At 57.5% G+C, this 12,880-nt stretch carries 13 protein-coding genes; 5 read left to right on the top strand and 8 right to left on the bottom strand.

Translation table 11 applies throughout. The annotated features are described in order from the left end of the window. Positions 1-251: 251 nt before the first annotated feature. The 4 genes from AFK62_RS06745 to ybjM form a co-directional block, all read right to left on the bottom strand. Positions 252-731, bottom strand: coding sequence for a type III secretion system chaperone family protein (locus AFK62_RS06745; protein ID WP_007664564.1), 480 nt, complete (start codon positions 729-731; stop codon positions 252-254). 81 nt (positions 732-812) lie between these two features. Then, positions 813-1,715, bottom strand: coding sequence for a 30S ribosomal protein S6--L-glutamate ligase (rimK, locus tag AFK62_RS06740; protein WP_053531797.1), 903 nt, complete (start codon positions 1,713-1,715; stop codon positions 813-815). A gap of 79 nt (positions 1,716-1,794) precedes the next feature. Beyond that, positions 1,795-2,517, bottom strand: coding sequence for an oxygen-insensitive NADPH nitroreductase (gene nfsA, locus AFK62_RS06735; protein WP_053531796.1), 723 nt, complete (start codon positions 2,515-2,517; stop codon positions 1,795-1,797). A 133-nt stretch (positions 2,518-2,650) separates the two neighbouring features. After that, positions 2,651-3,016 carry an inner membrane protein YbjM gene (gene ybjM, locus AFK62_RS06730; protein ID WP_007664559.1) on the bottom strand — a complete coding sequence of 122 codons (366 nt, stop codon included), beginning with the start codon at positions 3,014-3,016 and terminating at the stop codon, positions 2,651-2,653. Positions 3,017-3,307: 291 nt separating this feature from the next. Between ybjM and AFK62_RS06725 the strand changes: the two genes are divergently transcribed. Then, positions 3,308-4,990, top strand: a complete 1,683-nt coding sequence (locus AFK62_RS06725; protein ID WP_053531795.1) for an aspartate:alanine antiporter — start codon at positions 3,308-3,310, stop codon at positions 4,988-4,990. Between the two features lie 252 nt (positions 4,991-5,242). Here AFK62_RS06725 and AFK62_RS06720 read toward each other — a convergent pair whose 3' ends face one another. Both AFK62_RS06720 and AFK62_RS06715 read right to left on the bottom strand, forming a co-directional pair. After that, positions 5,243-5,659, bottom strand: a complete 417-nt coding sequence (locus AFK62_RS06720) for a hypothetical protein (protein ID WP_032983907.1) — start codon at positions 5,657-5,659, stop codon at positions 5,243-5,245. 44 nt (positions 5,660-5,703) lie between these two features. After that, positions 5,704-6,291, bottom strand: coding sequence for a TetR/AcrR family transcriptional regulator (locus tag AFK62_RS06715; protein ID WP_007664551.1), 588 nt, complete (start codon positions 6,289-6,291; stop codon positions 5,704-5,706). Positions 6,292-6,396: 105 nt separating this feature from the next. Here AFK62_RS06715 and AFK62_RS06710 point away from each other — a divergent pair, with 105 nt between their 5' ends. After that, positions 6,397-7,623 (top strand): MFS transporter, encoded by a 1,227-nt coding sequence (locus AFK62_RS06710; protein ID WP_007664549.1) that lies wholly within the window; start codon positions 6,397-6,399, stop codon positions 7,621-7,623. Here the strand turns inward: AFK62_RS06710 and AFK62_RS06705 are convergent. Continuing rightward, positions 7,616-9,067: a flagellin N-terminal helical domain-containing protein gene (locus AFK62_RS06705; protein ID WP_007664547.1), complete on the bottom strand. Its 1,452-nt coding sequence runs from the start codon at positions 9,065-9,067 to the stop codon at positions 7,616-7,618. The two genes, AFK62_RS06710 and AFK62_RS06705, sit on opposite strands and share 8 nt — an antisense overlap. 180 nt (positions 9,068-9,247) lie before the next feature. Between AFK62_RS06705 and AFK62_RS06700 the strand changes: the two genes are divergently transcribed. Further along, positions 9,248-10,060 carry a Cof-type HAD-IIB family hydrolase gene (locus AFK62_RS06700; protein WP_007664546.1) on the top strand — a complete coding sequence of 271 codons (813 nt, stop codon included), beginning with the start codon at positions 9,248-9,250 and terminating at the stop codon, positions 10,058-10,060. Between the two features lie 33 nt (positions 10,061-10,093). Here AFK62_RS06700 and AFK62_RS06695 read toward each other — a convergent pair whose 3' ends face one another. Continuing rightward, positions 10,094-11,326: an MFS transporter gene (locus AFK62_RS06695; RefSeq protein ID WP_053531794.1), complete on the bottom strand. Its 1,233-nt coding sequence runs from the start codon at positions 11,324-11,326 to the stop codon at positions 10,094-10,096. Between the two features lie 167 nt (positions 11,327-11,493). On the opposite strand from AFK62_RS06695, the gene AFK62_RS06690 reads away from it, so the two are divergent. Both AFK62_RS06690 and ybjG read left to right on the top strand, forming a co-directional pair. After that, on the top strand, positions 11,494-12,234 hold the full coding sequence (locus AFK62_RS06690) for a phosphatase PAP2 family protein (RefSeq protein ID WP_007664542.1): 741 nt from the start codon (positions 11,494-11,496) through the stop codon (positions 12,232-12,234). Next, positions 12,231-12,824: an undecaprenyl-diphosphate phosphatase gene (ybjG, locus tag AFK62_RS06685; protein ID WP_007664540.1), complete on the top strand. Its 594-nt coding sequence runs from the start codon at positions 12,231-12,233 to the stop codon at positions 12,822-12,824. Before AFK62_RS06690 ends, ybjG begins: the two co-directional genes overlap by 4 nt. Positions 12,825-12,880 lie beyond the last annotated feature (56 nt).

The following is a 12,880-nucleotide window of genomic DNA, read 5'->3' as shown; positions in this document are numbered from 1 at the left end:
AAAAGAGAGCGCGTCTCCGGCAGATGTTGCACGCTGTATGCAGCCACGCAAGGATAACTGTAGCCTGACCCCGAGGCTATAGCCCGGAATAAAAAACGGCTTTTAACAATTTTTTAGTCAGTTTTGGTCTATGGGATAAGCCAAAACGGCACGGTGAGCGGTGATTTATGCTATCGCAACAGTTTCAATGCAGAATAAAAAAGCGAAATACGCAGTCGCCCTGGTAGCGACTGCGCTAAAAGCAGGCGGGATCAGTGAAGAAAATGGTTATTCACTTCGGGTTCCCCTTTTTCTTCCTCTTCCGGGGTGTAAAGCAACTGGTGCGCGCGAGCTTCCATAATCACCATGGAGGTTTGCTGTTCGCTCTGGCGGAAGAACGCCTCGAACTGCTCTACCGTCACGCCCACTTCCACCAGCAGCGTCTGGCAGACCACCAGCTTTGGCAGGTTATCATCCTGAATGTCGAGAAATGCTTTTAAGGTCAACGAGCCGGCGTTAATAGCGGAAAGATCGGAGGCGACCGTAAGCAACGCCGAGGGCTTGATTTCCGCCATCGCGGAAAAGAGCACCACGTTATCCACCAGATCAATCTTGGCGTCGAATACGCCTTCGAAATTCTGCATATGCGGAAGGTGGAGCGCCTGGCAGGTATCACACTCGAAAAAGCTCACGCCGAGGTTATCGAGCCAGCGGCGCAGGGTGTCCAGCGTCGGGACGACGAGTGAATCCATATAACCTGTAGCCTCTTTAGTAAACAAACATGACAATCGGATAGCTTACGCAAAAAACGCACGTTATACCATGACGCCGAATTAGCCGCCGGTTTTGAGGCAGTAGCCGGGGCGCGCGTGGCGCTCAATCCAGCCAATCATCTGCCCGGCAATGTCCAGCCCCGTGGTTTTTTCGATGCCTTCAAGGCCCGGCGACGCGTTAACTTCCATCACCAGCGGGCCACGGTCGGCGCGCAAAATATCAACGCCTGCAACATCCAGCCCCAGCGTCGCTGCGGCTTTAATCGCAATATCGCGCTCACGCTCCGTGATCTCCGCAATACGCGCCACGCCGCCGCGATGCAGGTTCGAGCGAAAATCGCCCTCCTTCGCCTGGCGTTCAATGGCCGCGACGACGCGATCGCCCACCACCAGGCAGCGAATGTCGCGTCCTTTGGCTTCTTTTATATATTCCTGCACCAGAATATGCGCGTTGAGCCCGCGAAAGGCATCAATCACGCTTTCGGCCGCCTGGCGGGTTTCCGCCAGCACGACACCGATGCCCTGGGTGCCTTCCACAAGCTTTACCACCAGCGGCGCGCCGCCCACCATGTCGATAAGATCGCTGGTGTCGTCCGGCGAATGCGCAATGCCAGTCACCGGCAGATCGATCCCCTGACGCGCCAGCAGTTGCAGCGAACGCAGTTTGTCACGCGCACGCGTGATGGCGACCGATTCATTAAGCGGGTAACTGCCAAGCATTTCAAACTGGCGCAGCGCGGCGGTGCCGTAGAAGGTAATCGCCGAGCCGATGCGGGGGATCACGGCGTCGAAATGGGGAAGCTGACGACCTTTGTAATGCACCGACGAGGCCGCCGGGTTAATGGTCATATAGCAGGAAAGCGGATCGAGAATTTCCACCTGATGGCCGCGCCGCGTGGCGGCTTCGCGCAGGCGTTTACAAGAATAGAGCGTACCGTCCCGGGACAAAATGGCGATTTTCACCCTGCACCTCTCTGAACACGTCTTGTGAAAACCGGCCTATCATACACTCCCCCGCGCGGCCGGGGGAGCGTTAAAAGGCTTAGCGCGTCGCCCAGCCTTGCTTATGCAGATACTCGAGAATAAACGGACGGTTCTCTTTAATGATGGTACGGCGAATCTGATCGCTCCAGGTATCGCGGCGGGCGTTGCTGTCGCGATGCACATAGTAATCAGCGATCTGTTCGTCATACTCTGCCAGCAGCTCGTGGTCGACCGGCTGGTAGCGGTTTTCATGTACCATCAGCCCCGCAGGCATACGCGGCTTCACCTGCGGGTCGTCTGCCGGCCAGCCAAGGCACAGGCCAAACAGCGGCAGCGTATGCTGCGGCAAACCGAGCAGTTCCGTCACCGCTTCAATGCTGTTACGAATACCGCCAATGTAAACCCCGCCAAGGCCGAGCGACTCGGCGGCCACCAGCGCATTTTGCCCAAGCATAGCGGTATCTACCACGCCGAGCAGCAGCTGTTCGGCAAGGCCCAGCTGGGCGTCCGGGCAGATTTGCAAGTGGCGATTGAAATCCGCGCAGAATACCCAGAACTCTGCCGCCTGTGCGACGTGCTGCTGCCCGCCGGTCAGCGTCACCAGTTGTTCGCGCATCGCGCGGTCGGTTACACGGATAATGGAACTGCACTGCAGGAAGCTGGAACTGGAGGCGGACTGCGCCGCGTGGATAATCGCTTCACGCTGCGCGTCGCTGATGGGTGCATCGGTATAGTGGCGAATGGAACGGTGCGAGCAAAGCAGCTCTATCGTTGGCGTCATCACGTTTTCCTTATTCCTGGTGTGGTTCAAAAGCCAGCGCGCGGGCTGGCTGCTAAAACACATCAGTATAATCGTAATGCGCCGGAGGGCGGTTACCGGAACGTTGCGTTTAGGAAGAAGATGAAACCGGCGGTTACAGCCGGCGTCGGCGCAGAAAGGTCATCAGGAACAGCCAGCAGAGCGAACCGATGGAGCACCAGAACAGCGCGCTGAAAACCCACGCCAGCTCCTGCCAGAACGATCGCTCCGTCCCGCCCCACACATGCAGAATAATCAAACAGAGCGGCGCGGCCAGTATCGCACCGAGTAGCGGCTTCAGCTCACGGCCACGGCGTGCGAAAACGCCTGCCAGTGCGCCCGGCAGAATAAAACATAAGATGCCAAAATCTCGCGCACCGGTGACAGGCGTAAAGGTGTGAAGCACCATTTTCTGCGCAATGAAAACCGCCAGAAACAGAATAAAACAGCAGACGGTCGCGGCCCGGCTATGACGTCGCATCAACAAATATCCCCCTGATAGTGCCTGTATCAAACCTGATCTCCTCTCCGCCGTTGCGGATGTTTAGTCAGATAAAGCATGGCGGCAATCCCTGCCTCATAATTAACTACGGGTATTAGAATATTCTTGCTGGCCGATACTATACATAACGATTAAACTACCGGCGGCGAAAAGCTTATGCAGACGAAATAACTGCGCCGGAAAGCGCACTTCCGGCAAAACATAAGCAAAATCCTAGCCCAGAAGCCTCTCCTTTTCAACAACTTACTGGTAAACAAGAAGTTAGCCTCCGTGAATATAAACGTCGCAGATTTGTTAAACGGGAATTACATCCTGTTATTATTTGTGGTGCTGGCGCTCGGCCTGTGTCTTGGTAAATTACGCCTGGGTTCTGTGCAACTGGGTAATTCCATTGGTGTTTTAGTCGTCTCATTATTATTAGGCCAGCAGCATTTTACGATTAACACCGACGCGCTTAACCTCGGCTTTATGCTGTTTATTTTTTGCGTCGGTGTCGAAGCTGGCCCCAACTTTTTTTCAATTTTCTTTCGCGACGGCAAAAATTACCTGATGCTCGCGCTGGTGATGGTGGCCAGCGCCCTGCTTATCGCGCTTGGTCTTGGCAAAGCGTTTGGCTGGGATATCGGCCTGACTGCCGGGATGCTCGCGGGTTCGATGACCTCAACGCCGGTGCTGGTGGGCGCAGGCGATACGCTACGCCACGCGGGCATGGAAGGCGCGCAGCTCGCCCAGGCGCTGGATCACCTGAGCCTCGGCTATGCGCTGACGTATCTCATCGGGCTGGTGAGCCTGATTTTCGGCGCGCGCTATCTGCCAAAACTTCAGCATCAGGACCTGCAAACCAGCGCCCAGCAGATTGCGCGCGAGCGCGGTCTCGACACCGACGCGAACCGCAAAGTGTATCTGCCGGTCATCCGCGCCTATCGCGTGGGGCCGGAGCTGGTCGCCTGGGCGGATGGTAAGAACCTGCGTGAGCTGGGCATCTATCGTCAGACCGGCTGTTACATCGAGCGCATCCGCCGTAACGGCATTCTCGCGAACCCGGATGGCGATGCGGTGTTACAGATGGGCGATGAAATTGCACTGGTGGGTTACCCGGACGCGCACGCCCGTCTCGACCCGAGCTTTCGCAACGGGAAAGAGGTGTTTGACCGCGACTTGCTGGACATGCGCATCGTCACCGAAGAGATCGTAGTGAAAAACCACAACGTGGTGGGCCGCCGTCTCGGCCAGCTTAAGCTTACCGATCATGGGTGCTTCTTAAACCGCGTGATCCGCAGCCAGATTGAGATGCCTATTGATGACAACATCGTGCTGAACAAAGGTGATGTGTTGCAGGTGAGCGGCGACGCAAGGCGCGTTAAAACCATCGCCGATCGCATCGGGTTTATCTCCATTCACAGCCAGGTGACGGATCTTCTCGCCTTCTGCGCCTTCTTTATTGTCGGCCTGATGATCGGGATGATCACGTTCCAGTTCAGCTCGTTTAGTTTCGGCATCGGTAACGCCGCCGGGCTGCTGTTCGCGGGCATCATGCTCGGCTTCCTGCGCGCCAACCACCCGACATTTGGTTACATCCCTCAGGGCGCGCTAATGATGGTGAAAGAGTTCGGCCTGATGGTGTTTATGGCAGGCGTGGGTCTGAGCGCAGGCAGCGGCATCGGTCACGGGCTCGGCGCTGTGGGTGGCCAGATGCTGTTCGCGGGACTCATCGTAAGCCTTATGCCGGTGGTGATCTGCTTCCTGTTCGGGGCATATGTGCTGCGCATGAACCGCGCGCTGCTGTTCGGCGCAATGATGGGCGCGCGTACCTGCGCGCCTGCAATGGAGATTATCAGCGATACCGCGCGCAGCAATATTCCGGCGCTCGGCTATGCAGGCACGTACGCGATTGCCAACGTTCTGCTGACCCTTGCCGGTACGCTTATCGTCATCATCTGGCCCGGCACATAAAAAAACGAGAAATTTTGCCTAAGGCGCGAACTTTTCGAAAAAGCGCCAGTCTCAATTAGTGCCACTGCTTTTCTTTGATGTCCCCATTTTTGTGGAGCCCATCAACCCCGCCATCTTGGTTCAAGGTTGATGGGTTTTTTGTTGTCTGGGGAGTGGTATTACCGCTCAGGTTAACCCTTATTCAAAACCGTATCTGTAACCAAAACCGGAACTTTGCGGGTTTTGTTCAGGCATAGAAAGCGGGTTTATTGCCTATGTAAAATCGGTAACTACTTGAACCATGACTATGTCTTCATCCTTGAAAGTTCCGACATAGAGCGTTTCTTGTGGATCACTACCACGCCAGCAAGCCGCCTCGATATCGCAGGTCACCTGTTTTTTATATCCTTTTGATATGAGGTACTCGCTCACCCGCCTGGTATCAGCTGTGCCATAGAATTTAATCACATGTACATGTGAGGCAGGCCCGCTAACATTAATGAAACTAAATTCGTATTTTTCAGAAATACGTGGCATTTCCTGTAAAATTTTGGGCGTGAAGAAGCGATACTCCCGCTCATCTTTCTCGGTATAGTAAGCGTTTCCTGCAAACTCCATTTTGATATACGGAATAGCACAGGCGAAAGCGCCTGCTAAAATGCCAACCACGCCAATAAGTACTTTCAGCATTTCTGAGCCCCGCCTCCTAAAGCGTATCGGGATGCCATTCTGAGTTATTCTGATATTTTATTTACCTTCCCGGATAGACTGAGGTTAAGCCCCTCCCCCACAATCCTCCCCACCATCGTTCGGATTGTCTCACGCCCAAGCGGCTCGCGGTCGATGACATAATGCAGCGTCATTCCTTCGACAAACGCGTCGAGCGCGCGGGCGGTCGCCGGGTCAAACCAGGTTTCGAGCGTCTGCTGGCTGCGGCGCATCCAGTCCTGCATGATGCTTTTGAGCGCGGGCTGGCGGCCCGCGTAGGCGTAAAGCTGATACATCAGTTCCATATTCTCAGGCGTTGTCACCTGTGCGCCGCAAATGAGCGCCGTCACCGCCTCGCAGGCCTCCTCGCGCGTCTGCGCCTGCGCCATCAGCGTCTGATATTGCCCCGACATACTCTCGGCGAAACGCGTAAACGCCTCCTCAAGCAGCGCCTCCAGCGTTTTAAAATAGTAGGTGACAGAGCCCAGCGGCACGTCCGCCTGCAGGGCGATTTTGCGGTGCGTAATATGATGAAAGCCATGGGTGGCGATGCAGGTAAGCGTGGCCTGCAGAATACGCTCGCGGCGTTGCGGGTCGTTTTGTCGTGTCGCCATAAGGGTCTCATTCCCAGCCGGTAAAAAGCATTTTTGGTATGTGTACAAATGTACACAACCTTGCTACGTTTTAAAGGTTTCTTTTTCACTCCAGGCGAATTGGCTATGTCATCCGACGCGAATCACTCTCCCGCGCTGCGTCACCGGACGTGGGCGCTGTTTCTGTTTTTCTTTCTGCCGGGCCTGTTGATGGCCTCCTGGGCGACACGTACGCCCTCCATTCGTGATGTGTTGGCGGTTTCCACTGCCGGAATGGGGATTGTGCTGTTCGGGCTCTCGGTCGGCTCCATGAGCGGCATTCTCTGCTCCGGCTGGCTGGTGAAGCGCCTGGGTACGCATGTGGTGATCCGTAACGGCATGGCGCTTGGGGTTATTGGCATGTTGCTGATGGCGCTTGCGCTATGGCTCGCCTCGCCGCTGCTGTTCGCCGGCGGGCTGGCGGTACTGGGTGCCGGCATGGGCTCCGCCGAAGTGGCGCTCAATGTGGAAGGTGCGACTGTCGAACAGCTACAGAACAAAACGATCCTGCCGATGATGCACGGCTTTTTCAGCCTCGGCACACTGATTGGCGCAGGCATAGGCCTGAGCCTGACGGCGCTCCATTTTCGGGCGGATTTACACCTCACTATCGCCACGCTTATCACCGTTATCCCGATTATTATCGGGCTGCGCGCCATTCCGCGCGGCGTTGGCAAAGAGGCGAAAGAAGCGCGCAAGACACGTCCCGCCGGGCATATTCCGTTCTGGAAGGACAGTCAGTTGCTGCTGATTGGGCTGATTGTCCTGGCGATGGCGTTTGCCGAAGGCTCCGCCAACGACTGGCTGCCGCTCCTCATGGTAGATGGTCACGGCTTCAGCCCCACTTCCGGCTCGCTGATTTACGCGGGCTTTACGCTCGGCATGACGCTTGGGCGCTTCTGCGGCGGCTGGTTTATCGACCGTTACAGCCGCGTAAACGTTGTGCGCGCCAGCGCCATTATGGGCGCGCTCGGTATCGGGTTGATTATCTTCGTTGATAACCCGCTTATCGCGAGCGTATCGGTGCTGTTGTGGGGGCTTGGCGCCTCGCTCGGCTTCCCGCTGACGATTTCAGCGGCGAGCGATACCGGGCCAGATGCGCCAGTGCGCGTAAGCGTCGTCGCCACGGCGGGCTATGTCGCCTTCCTGGTAGGCCCGCCGTTACTCGGCTTCCTGGGGGAACATTATGGTTTACGCAGCGCGATGCTGGTGGTGTTGTCGCTGGTGGTGGTTGCGGCACTGGTAGCGCGCGCGGTGGCAAAACCCGCCACGCCTGTTGACGCGGCGTCCGGGCAGACCCGTGACGTTACTTAAGCAGCGACAGTACGCTTTCCGCCTGCTGGTTGGCCTGGGCCAGCACCGCGTTCCCGGCCTGTTGCAGGATCTGCGTACGGCTGAGATTGCTGGCCTCCTGGGCATAATCCGCATCTTCAATGCGGCTGCGCGCGGCGGTCGTCGCCACGGTTTTCTGCGCAAGCCCCGCTTTCGCCGAATCAAAAGTATTAACGAGGCTTCCGTAGGTGCCGCGATAGGCGCTTACGGTATCCAGCGCGTGATCGATAGCCGTTATCGCCTGCGAGGCGCCTTGCTGGCTATCAAGGTGCGCGGTGTCAAGACCGAGCGTTTCCGTATCCGCAGGGGTAGCCGGGATCGTTTTGTACTGCACCGCCTCGCCGTAGTCGGCGCTCATGACAATATCCGTATCGGTGCTGACCGGGCCTTCATCCGGTTTATCCGTCGGCAATGGCAGCTTCGACCAGGTCATCTGGCCGAAAAAGGAGCCGTTGCCGACTACCATGATAATGACATCCTCGGTCACTTTATCGATGGAGAGCCGCTCCAGATAGTTGCCCGGCGAGACGGTGCCGTTGTTAGCCCAGCCGGTTGCGGGCGTCTCGTAACGGTCGCCATCGCCGCTGTAGGTGATGGTCATGCCGTTATACTGTTTTACCGCCCCGCTGCCCACGTTATAGGTTGCAGGCCCTTGCGTCAGGTTCGCGTCGCTGTAGCTCGCGCCCGGCAGAAAGCCGTTACCGGTGGAGATAACTTTGCTGTTAGCCGTCGCCGTACTGTTAACGCCGTTATTCGTCCAGGTGAAATCACGCGTCGGGCCATTGAGCGGCGTACCCACCAGATGACTGCCGTCGCGGCTGAACAGCTGGATATCGTCATCCATCCAGCCGGAGTTAATGGTCAGCGTAATGTCAGTCGCGCCCGCCGGAATATAGGCGAGCGGCACCAGCCCGGAACTGAACGTGTACTGTTGTCCGGGGACCGGAAAGCGCTGGTTAATCGACGGAATGTTGCCAAGCTGTGGCGCGGGCGGTGCCGGTGCAGCAGCGGGCGCCAGCGGATATTTGCCGAAGATCGTCGTCCCTTTGGCGATCGCGTCAATCTGCGCTTTGATCTGGCTAAACTCTGTCGAAATCGCCGCGCGGTCGCTCGAATCGAGCGTACCGGTCGCGGATTGTACGGCCAGCTCTTTAGCCCGTATCAGCAGGTCGCTCACTTCAGCGAGCGCGCCTTCAGCGGTCTGCGAGAGGCTAATGCCATCGTTCATGCTGCGCGACGCTACGTCATTGGCGGTGAGCGTCGCGGACATACGGTTGGCAATAGCCTGCCCGGCAGCGTCATCCTTCGCGCCGTTAATGCGCATGCCGGATGAGAGCCGCTCAACGGACTGGCTTAAGCTAGCGGCCGTTTTTTTCTGCTGTGTCAGGACATTACCTGCCATCAGATTATTAAAGATAGTCGCCATAGGGTTGCCGTTTCGCACGTCGGAGAGTCGTTAACAAGGCTACTATCGGCCCCGGGGCAATTTAGCTTTAGGTTTAAATTTGAATTAAGTGAAAAAACCTTTAATAACCATAGCTTATGTTAACCGGCCGGTATGCGCACTTTTTGGGTGTCTGGCCTGGAAAATCCTTAAGGAGCGTTTATGGCAGTGAAGTTAATCGCCGTGGATATGGACGGCACATTTTTAAGCGACGACAAGACCTACCCGCGCGAGCGCTTTCTCGCCCAATACGCAGAGCTTAAGGCACGCGGCATTCGCTTTGTGGTGGCAAGCGGCAACCAGTATTACCAGCTGGTGTCGTTCTTTCCGGAGATTGCCGACGAGATAGCCTTTGTGGCCGAAAACGGCGCATGGGTCGTGTGCGAGGGCGAGGATGTGTTTAATGGCGAGCTGACTGAGGAGCAGTACCGTCATGTCATCTCCCACCTGCTGACGATGGAGGATCTGGAGATTATCGCCTGCGGCAAAAACAGCGGTTATACGCTTAACCGTTACGATGAGCGCTTTAAGAAAATGGCGGCGCGCTACTACCATCGCCTGCAATATGTTGATGACCTGCGTTGTGTAAAAGACATTTTCTTTAAGTTCGCGCTGAACCTGCCGGACATGCATTTACTGAAAACCATGGATGCGCTGACCGAGGCGCTTGAGGGCATTATGGTGCCGGTTTCCAGCGGCCATGGCTCTATCGATCTCATTATTCCGGGGCTGCATAAAGCGAACGGCATCCGCCTGCTGCAACAGCGCTGGGGCATTGGGGATAATGACGTCGTGGCATTTGGCGATGGCGGCAATGATGTTGAAATGTTGCGCCACGCCGGATTTGGATTTGCGATGGAAAACGCGCCGGAGGCTATTCACAAGGTGGCGCAGTATCGCGCGCCTGCCAACAATCAGGCGGGAGTGCTGGCTATCATCGATAAAATCCTGAAAGGTGAAGCGCCTTTCGCCTGATACGGCGGCCCGTCTGGGCCGCCGCCTGACGCCTTACCCTCCCCGGCTGGCGCCAACGGTTTTATCTTTCAGGAAGATAACCATCAGACCCAGCCACAGCAGGCCACTGGCGAAGCTGAAAAGATTAAACAGCGCGTTGCCACCGATAATCCAGGCGTGTTTGCTCACCTCAATGCCCACGGTGAAAATGGTCATCTGCAACATGCCCATGGCAGCGGACACGGTGCCTTTGCTGATATCGCTCGCAAACAGCGTCAGGCGCACCAGCCCGGCGTTGGCGATGCCGATGCCGAAGGCGTAGATACTCAGCCCTGCGGTCATCCAGAGATAGGCATGGGATGAGAGCACCGTCGCGAGCGCTGCCAGCGCCAGCCCAATCATCATCGGCCAGCCGCCCATGATAATCAGCGAGCGCACGCTACGCCGCGCAGTCAGCTTCGCCAGCAGCAGATTGCCGACAATCAGCGCGCCGAAAATCGGCACCTGCAACAGACCATACTCATACGTGCTCATCTGCTCGCCGCTGATGATAATCACCGGCGACTGGGCAATCCAGGCCAGCAGCGGCAGGCTGATAAAACCAATCGCCAGCGCGCCGGAGACGAAACGCAGGTTTTTCAGCACGGCTTTATAGTCGCGACCCAGCTCACGCAGCGACAGTTTTTCGCCAAGCCGGGTGGCGGTTTCCGGCATCGCGCGCCACAGGCCGAAAAACGAGATGGCGGCAAGCGCAGCGAAGAGTACAAACATCATCTCCCAGGGCGCGGCATGCACCCAGGCGGCGCCCACCAGCGGCCCAAGTAGCGGCGCAATCAGCGCCACGTTCGCCATCAGTGCGGTTATCTTGATGCACACCGCCTCTTCAAACGACTCCTGAATAGCCGCATACCCCACCGCGCCGATAAAGCACAGGCTGATGCCCTGCAAGAAGCGCAGCACCGTAAATTGCTCAATAGTCTGGGCCAGCAGGGTCGCAAGGCAGGTCACGATAAACCACACCACGCCCGCCAGCATGACAGGCCGTCTGCCGATGCGGTCAGAGAGCGGGCCGAGCAGCCATTGTAAAAACATGCCGCCTGCGAGATACGCGGTCATGGAGGTTGGCACCCACTCCACGCCCGCCTGGTATTGTTCGACGACCGCGAGCATGCCCGGCTGGATCATGTCGTTGCCGATATAAGTTGAGAATTCGTACAGGACCAGGCAGAGCGGGAACAGCAGCGCCTGGCGTCCGAGACGTCCGGTTCGGTTTGCGTGAGTTTGCATGAGTCATCCATCCATAAAATCGCGCTGAGTGTAATGAATTGCTGCGCCACGCGATAGTGAATTATGTGCGACAAACGAGCGGCGGCGCGCCTGCCCTCCGCTTGTTTAAGGTTTTCTTAAGTTAGCCGCTTTATGCTGGCCGTTTTCAGCTCGCCGAGGGCGTCGCGATGCGCACCTTTATTCCGCTTTTCTGGCCCGCCAGACCCCGGATAAATAAGACAATCTCCCTTTACCGTCTGCCCGTACGCTTTTATGTTGGTCAGCTTGCGCTATTAACGGCGCTTGGTGTGCTCTTTACCTGGCTTTCTCGCAACGAAGCCCTGGACCGCTGGCTGACGGCAATGTGGTTTGACGCCACGGCGCAGCAGTTCCCCTGGCAGGACACCCCCTGGCTTGATCTGCTCAACCACCGGCTCGCCAAATATTGCGCTATCGCGATGGCGGTGGGGAGCCTGCTGTATGGCCTGATCCGCCGTCATCCGCGCTGGATAATGGTCGCGCTGCTGATGGGGCTTGGGACCGCCGTCGTCGGCGTACTTAAAGCCACCAGCCATCACAGCTGTCCGTGGGATCTGGTTGAGTATGGCGGAAAGGCGCTCTCTTATCCGCTCTTTAGCGCGGTGCCCGACGGCAGCGGCCCGGGACGTTGTTTCCCCGGCGGCCATGCCTCCAGCGGGTTTATGGTGATGGCGCTCTGGTTTGGCCTGCAGCGTGAACATCCCGGGCTCGCGCGGCTCGCGCTTGCGGCAGGCGTTATGCTGGGGCTCGCGATGGGCTTCGGCCAGGTGATGCGCGGCGCACATTTCTTCACCCATAACCTGTGGGCAGGCTGGTGGGTGTGGCTCACTCAGGTGGTGACGTGGGGCGTGACCACCACTTTGTTGAATAAGGAACCCGCAACCCTATGATGGAAGCGCTGAATCATTTTCTGTTTTTGCAAATCAACGCCACGCCAGCCTCGCCAGGCTGGCTTATTGCTTTCGCGATCTTTATCGCCCGCGATCTCATCTCCATCGTGCCGCTGCTGCCCGTCGTGCTTTGGTTGTGGCGCCCCACCGAGCGCAGGCTGGTGGTGAAATTCGCGCTGGCGTTGCTCATTAGTCTCGCCGTTTCCTGGATTGCCGGGCACCTGTTTCCGCACCCGCGCCCGTTTGTGGTCGGCCTTGGTCATCAGTTCCTGCCGCACGCGCCGGACGACTCCTACCCAAGTGACCACGGCACCGTCATTTTCACCTTCGCGCTGGCGTTTCTCTTCTGGCATCGCGTCTGGTCAGGGCTGGTACTTATGGCCGTCGCTTGCGCTATCGCGTGGTCTCGCGTGTATCTGGGCGTCCACTGGCCGCTTGATATGGCCGGCGGTCTGCTGGTGGCGATACTCGCCTGCCTGAGCGCGCAGATCCTCTGGACGCCGTTTGGCGAACCGCTCTATCGCGGGCTGCGCCAGCTCTATCGCCTGTGCTTCGCGCTGCCTATCCGCAAAGGCTGGGTGCGTGACTAACCGCAGGGCCGCAGGTAAGATTGCATGACTTTTCAGGCGCCGCGCGACGGGCGTGG

This window comes from Cronobacter condimenti 1330 (assembly GCF_001277255.1).
GTDB classification, from domain to species: domain Bacteria; phylum Pseudomonadota; class Gammaproteobacteria; order Enterobacterales; family Enterobacteriaceae; genus Cronobacter; species Cronobacter condimenti.
Note: the sequence above shows the minus strand (reverse complement) of the source record. Positions and strands in the feature narration are given on the sequence as shown.

Coding starts and splice junctions, on each gene's coding strand:
- AFK62_RS06715 (WP_007664551.1), bottom strand. CDS start 6,291: ATGGCGACACGACAAAACGACCCGCAACGCCGCGAGCGTATTCTGCAG.
- ybjG (WP_007664540.1), top strand. CDS start 12,231: ATGATGGAAGCGCTGAATCATTTTCTGTTTTTGCAAATCAACGCCACG.
- AFK62_RS06695 (WP_053531794.1), bottom strand. CDS start 11,326: ATGCAAACTCACGCAAACCGAACCGGACGTCTCGGACGCCAGGCGCTG.
- AFK62_RS06710 (WP_007664549.1), top strand. CDS start 6,397: ATGTCATCCGACGCGAATCACTCTCCCGCGCTGCGTCACCGGACGTGG.
- ybjM (WP_007664559.1), bottom strand. CDS start 3,016: ATGCGACGTCATAGCCGGGCCGCGACCGTCTGCTGTTTTATTCTGTTT.
- AFK62_RS06700 (WP_007664546.1), top strand. CDS start 9,248: ATGGCAGTGAAGTTAATCGCCGTGGATATGGACGGCACATTTTTAAGC.
- AFK62_RS06705 (WP_007664547.1), bottom strand. CDS start 9,067: ATGGCGACTATCTTTAATAATCTGATGGCAGGTAATGTCCTGACACAG.
- nfsA (WP_053531796.1), bottom strand. CDS start 2,517: ATGACGCCAACGATAGAGCTGCTTTGCTCGCACCGTTCCATTCGCCAC.
- AFK62_RS06690 (WP_007664542.1), top strand. CDS start 11,494: ATGCGCACCTTTATTCCGCTTTTCTGGCCCGCCAGACCCCGGATAAAT.
- AFK62_RS06745 (WP_007664564.1), bottom strand. CDS start 731: ATGGATTCACTCGTCGTCCCGACGCTGGACACCCTGCGCCGCTGGCTC.
- AFK62_RS06720 (WP_032983907.1), bottom strand. CDS start 5,659: ATGCTGAAAGTACTTATTGGCGTGGTTGGCATTTTAGCAGGCGCTTTC.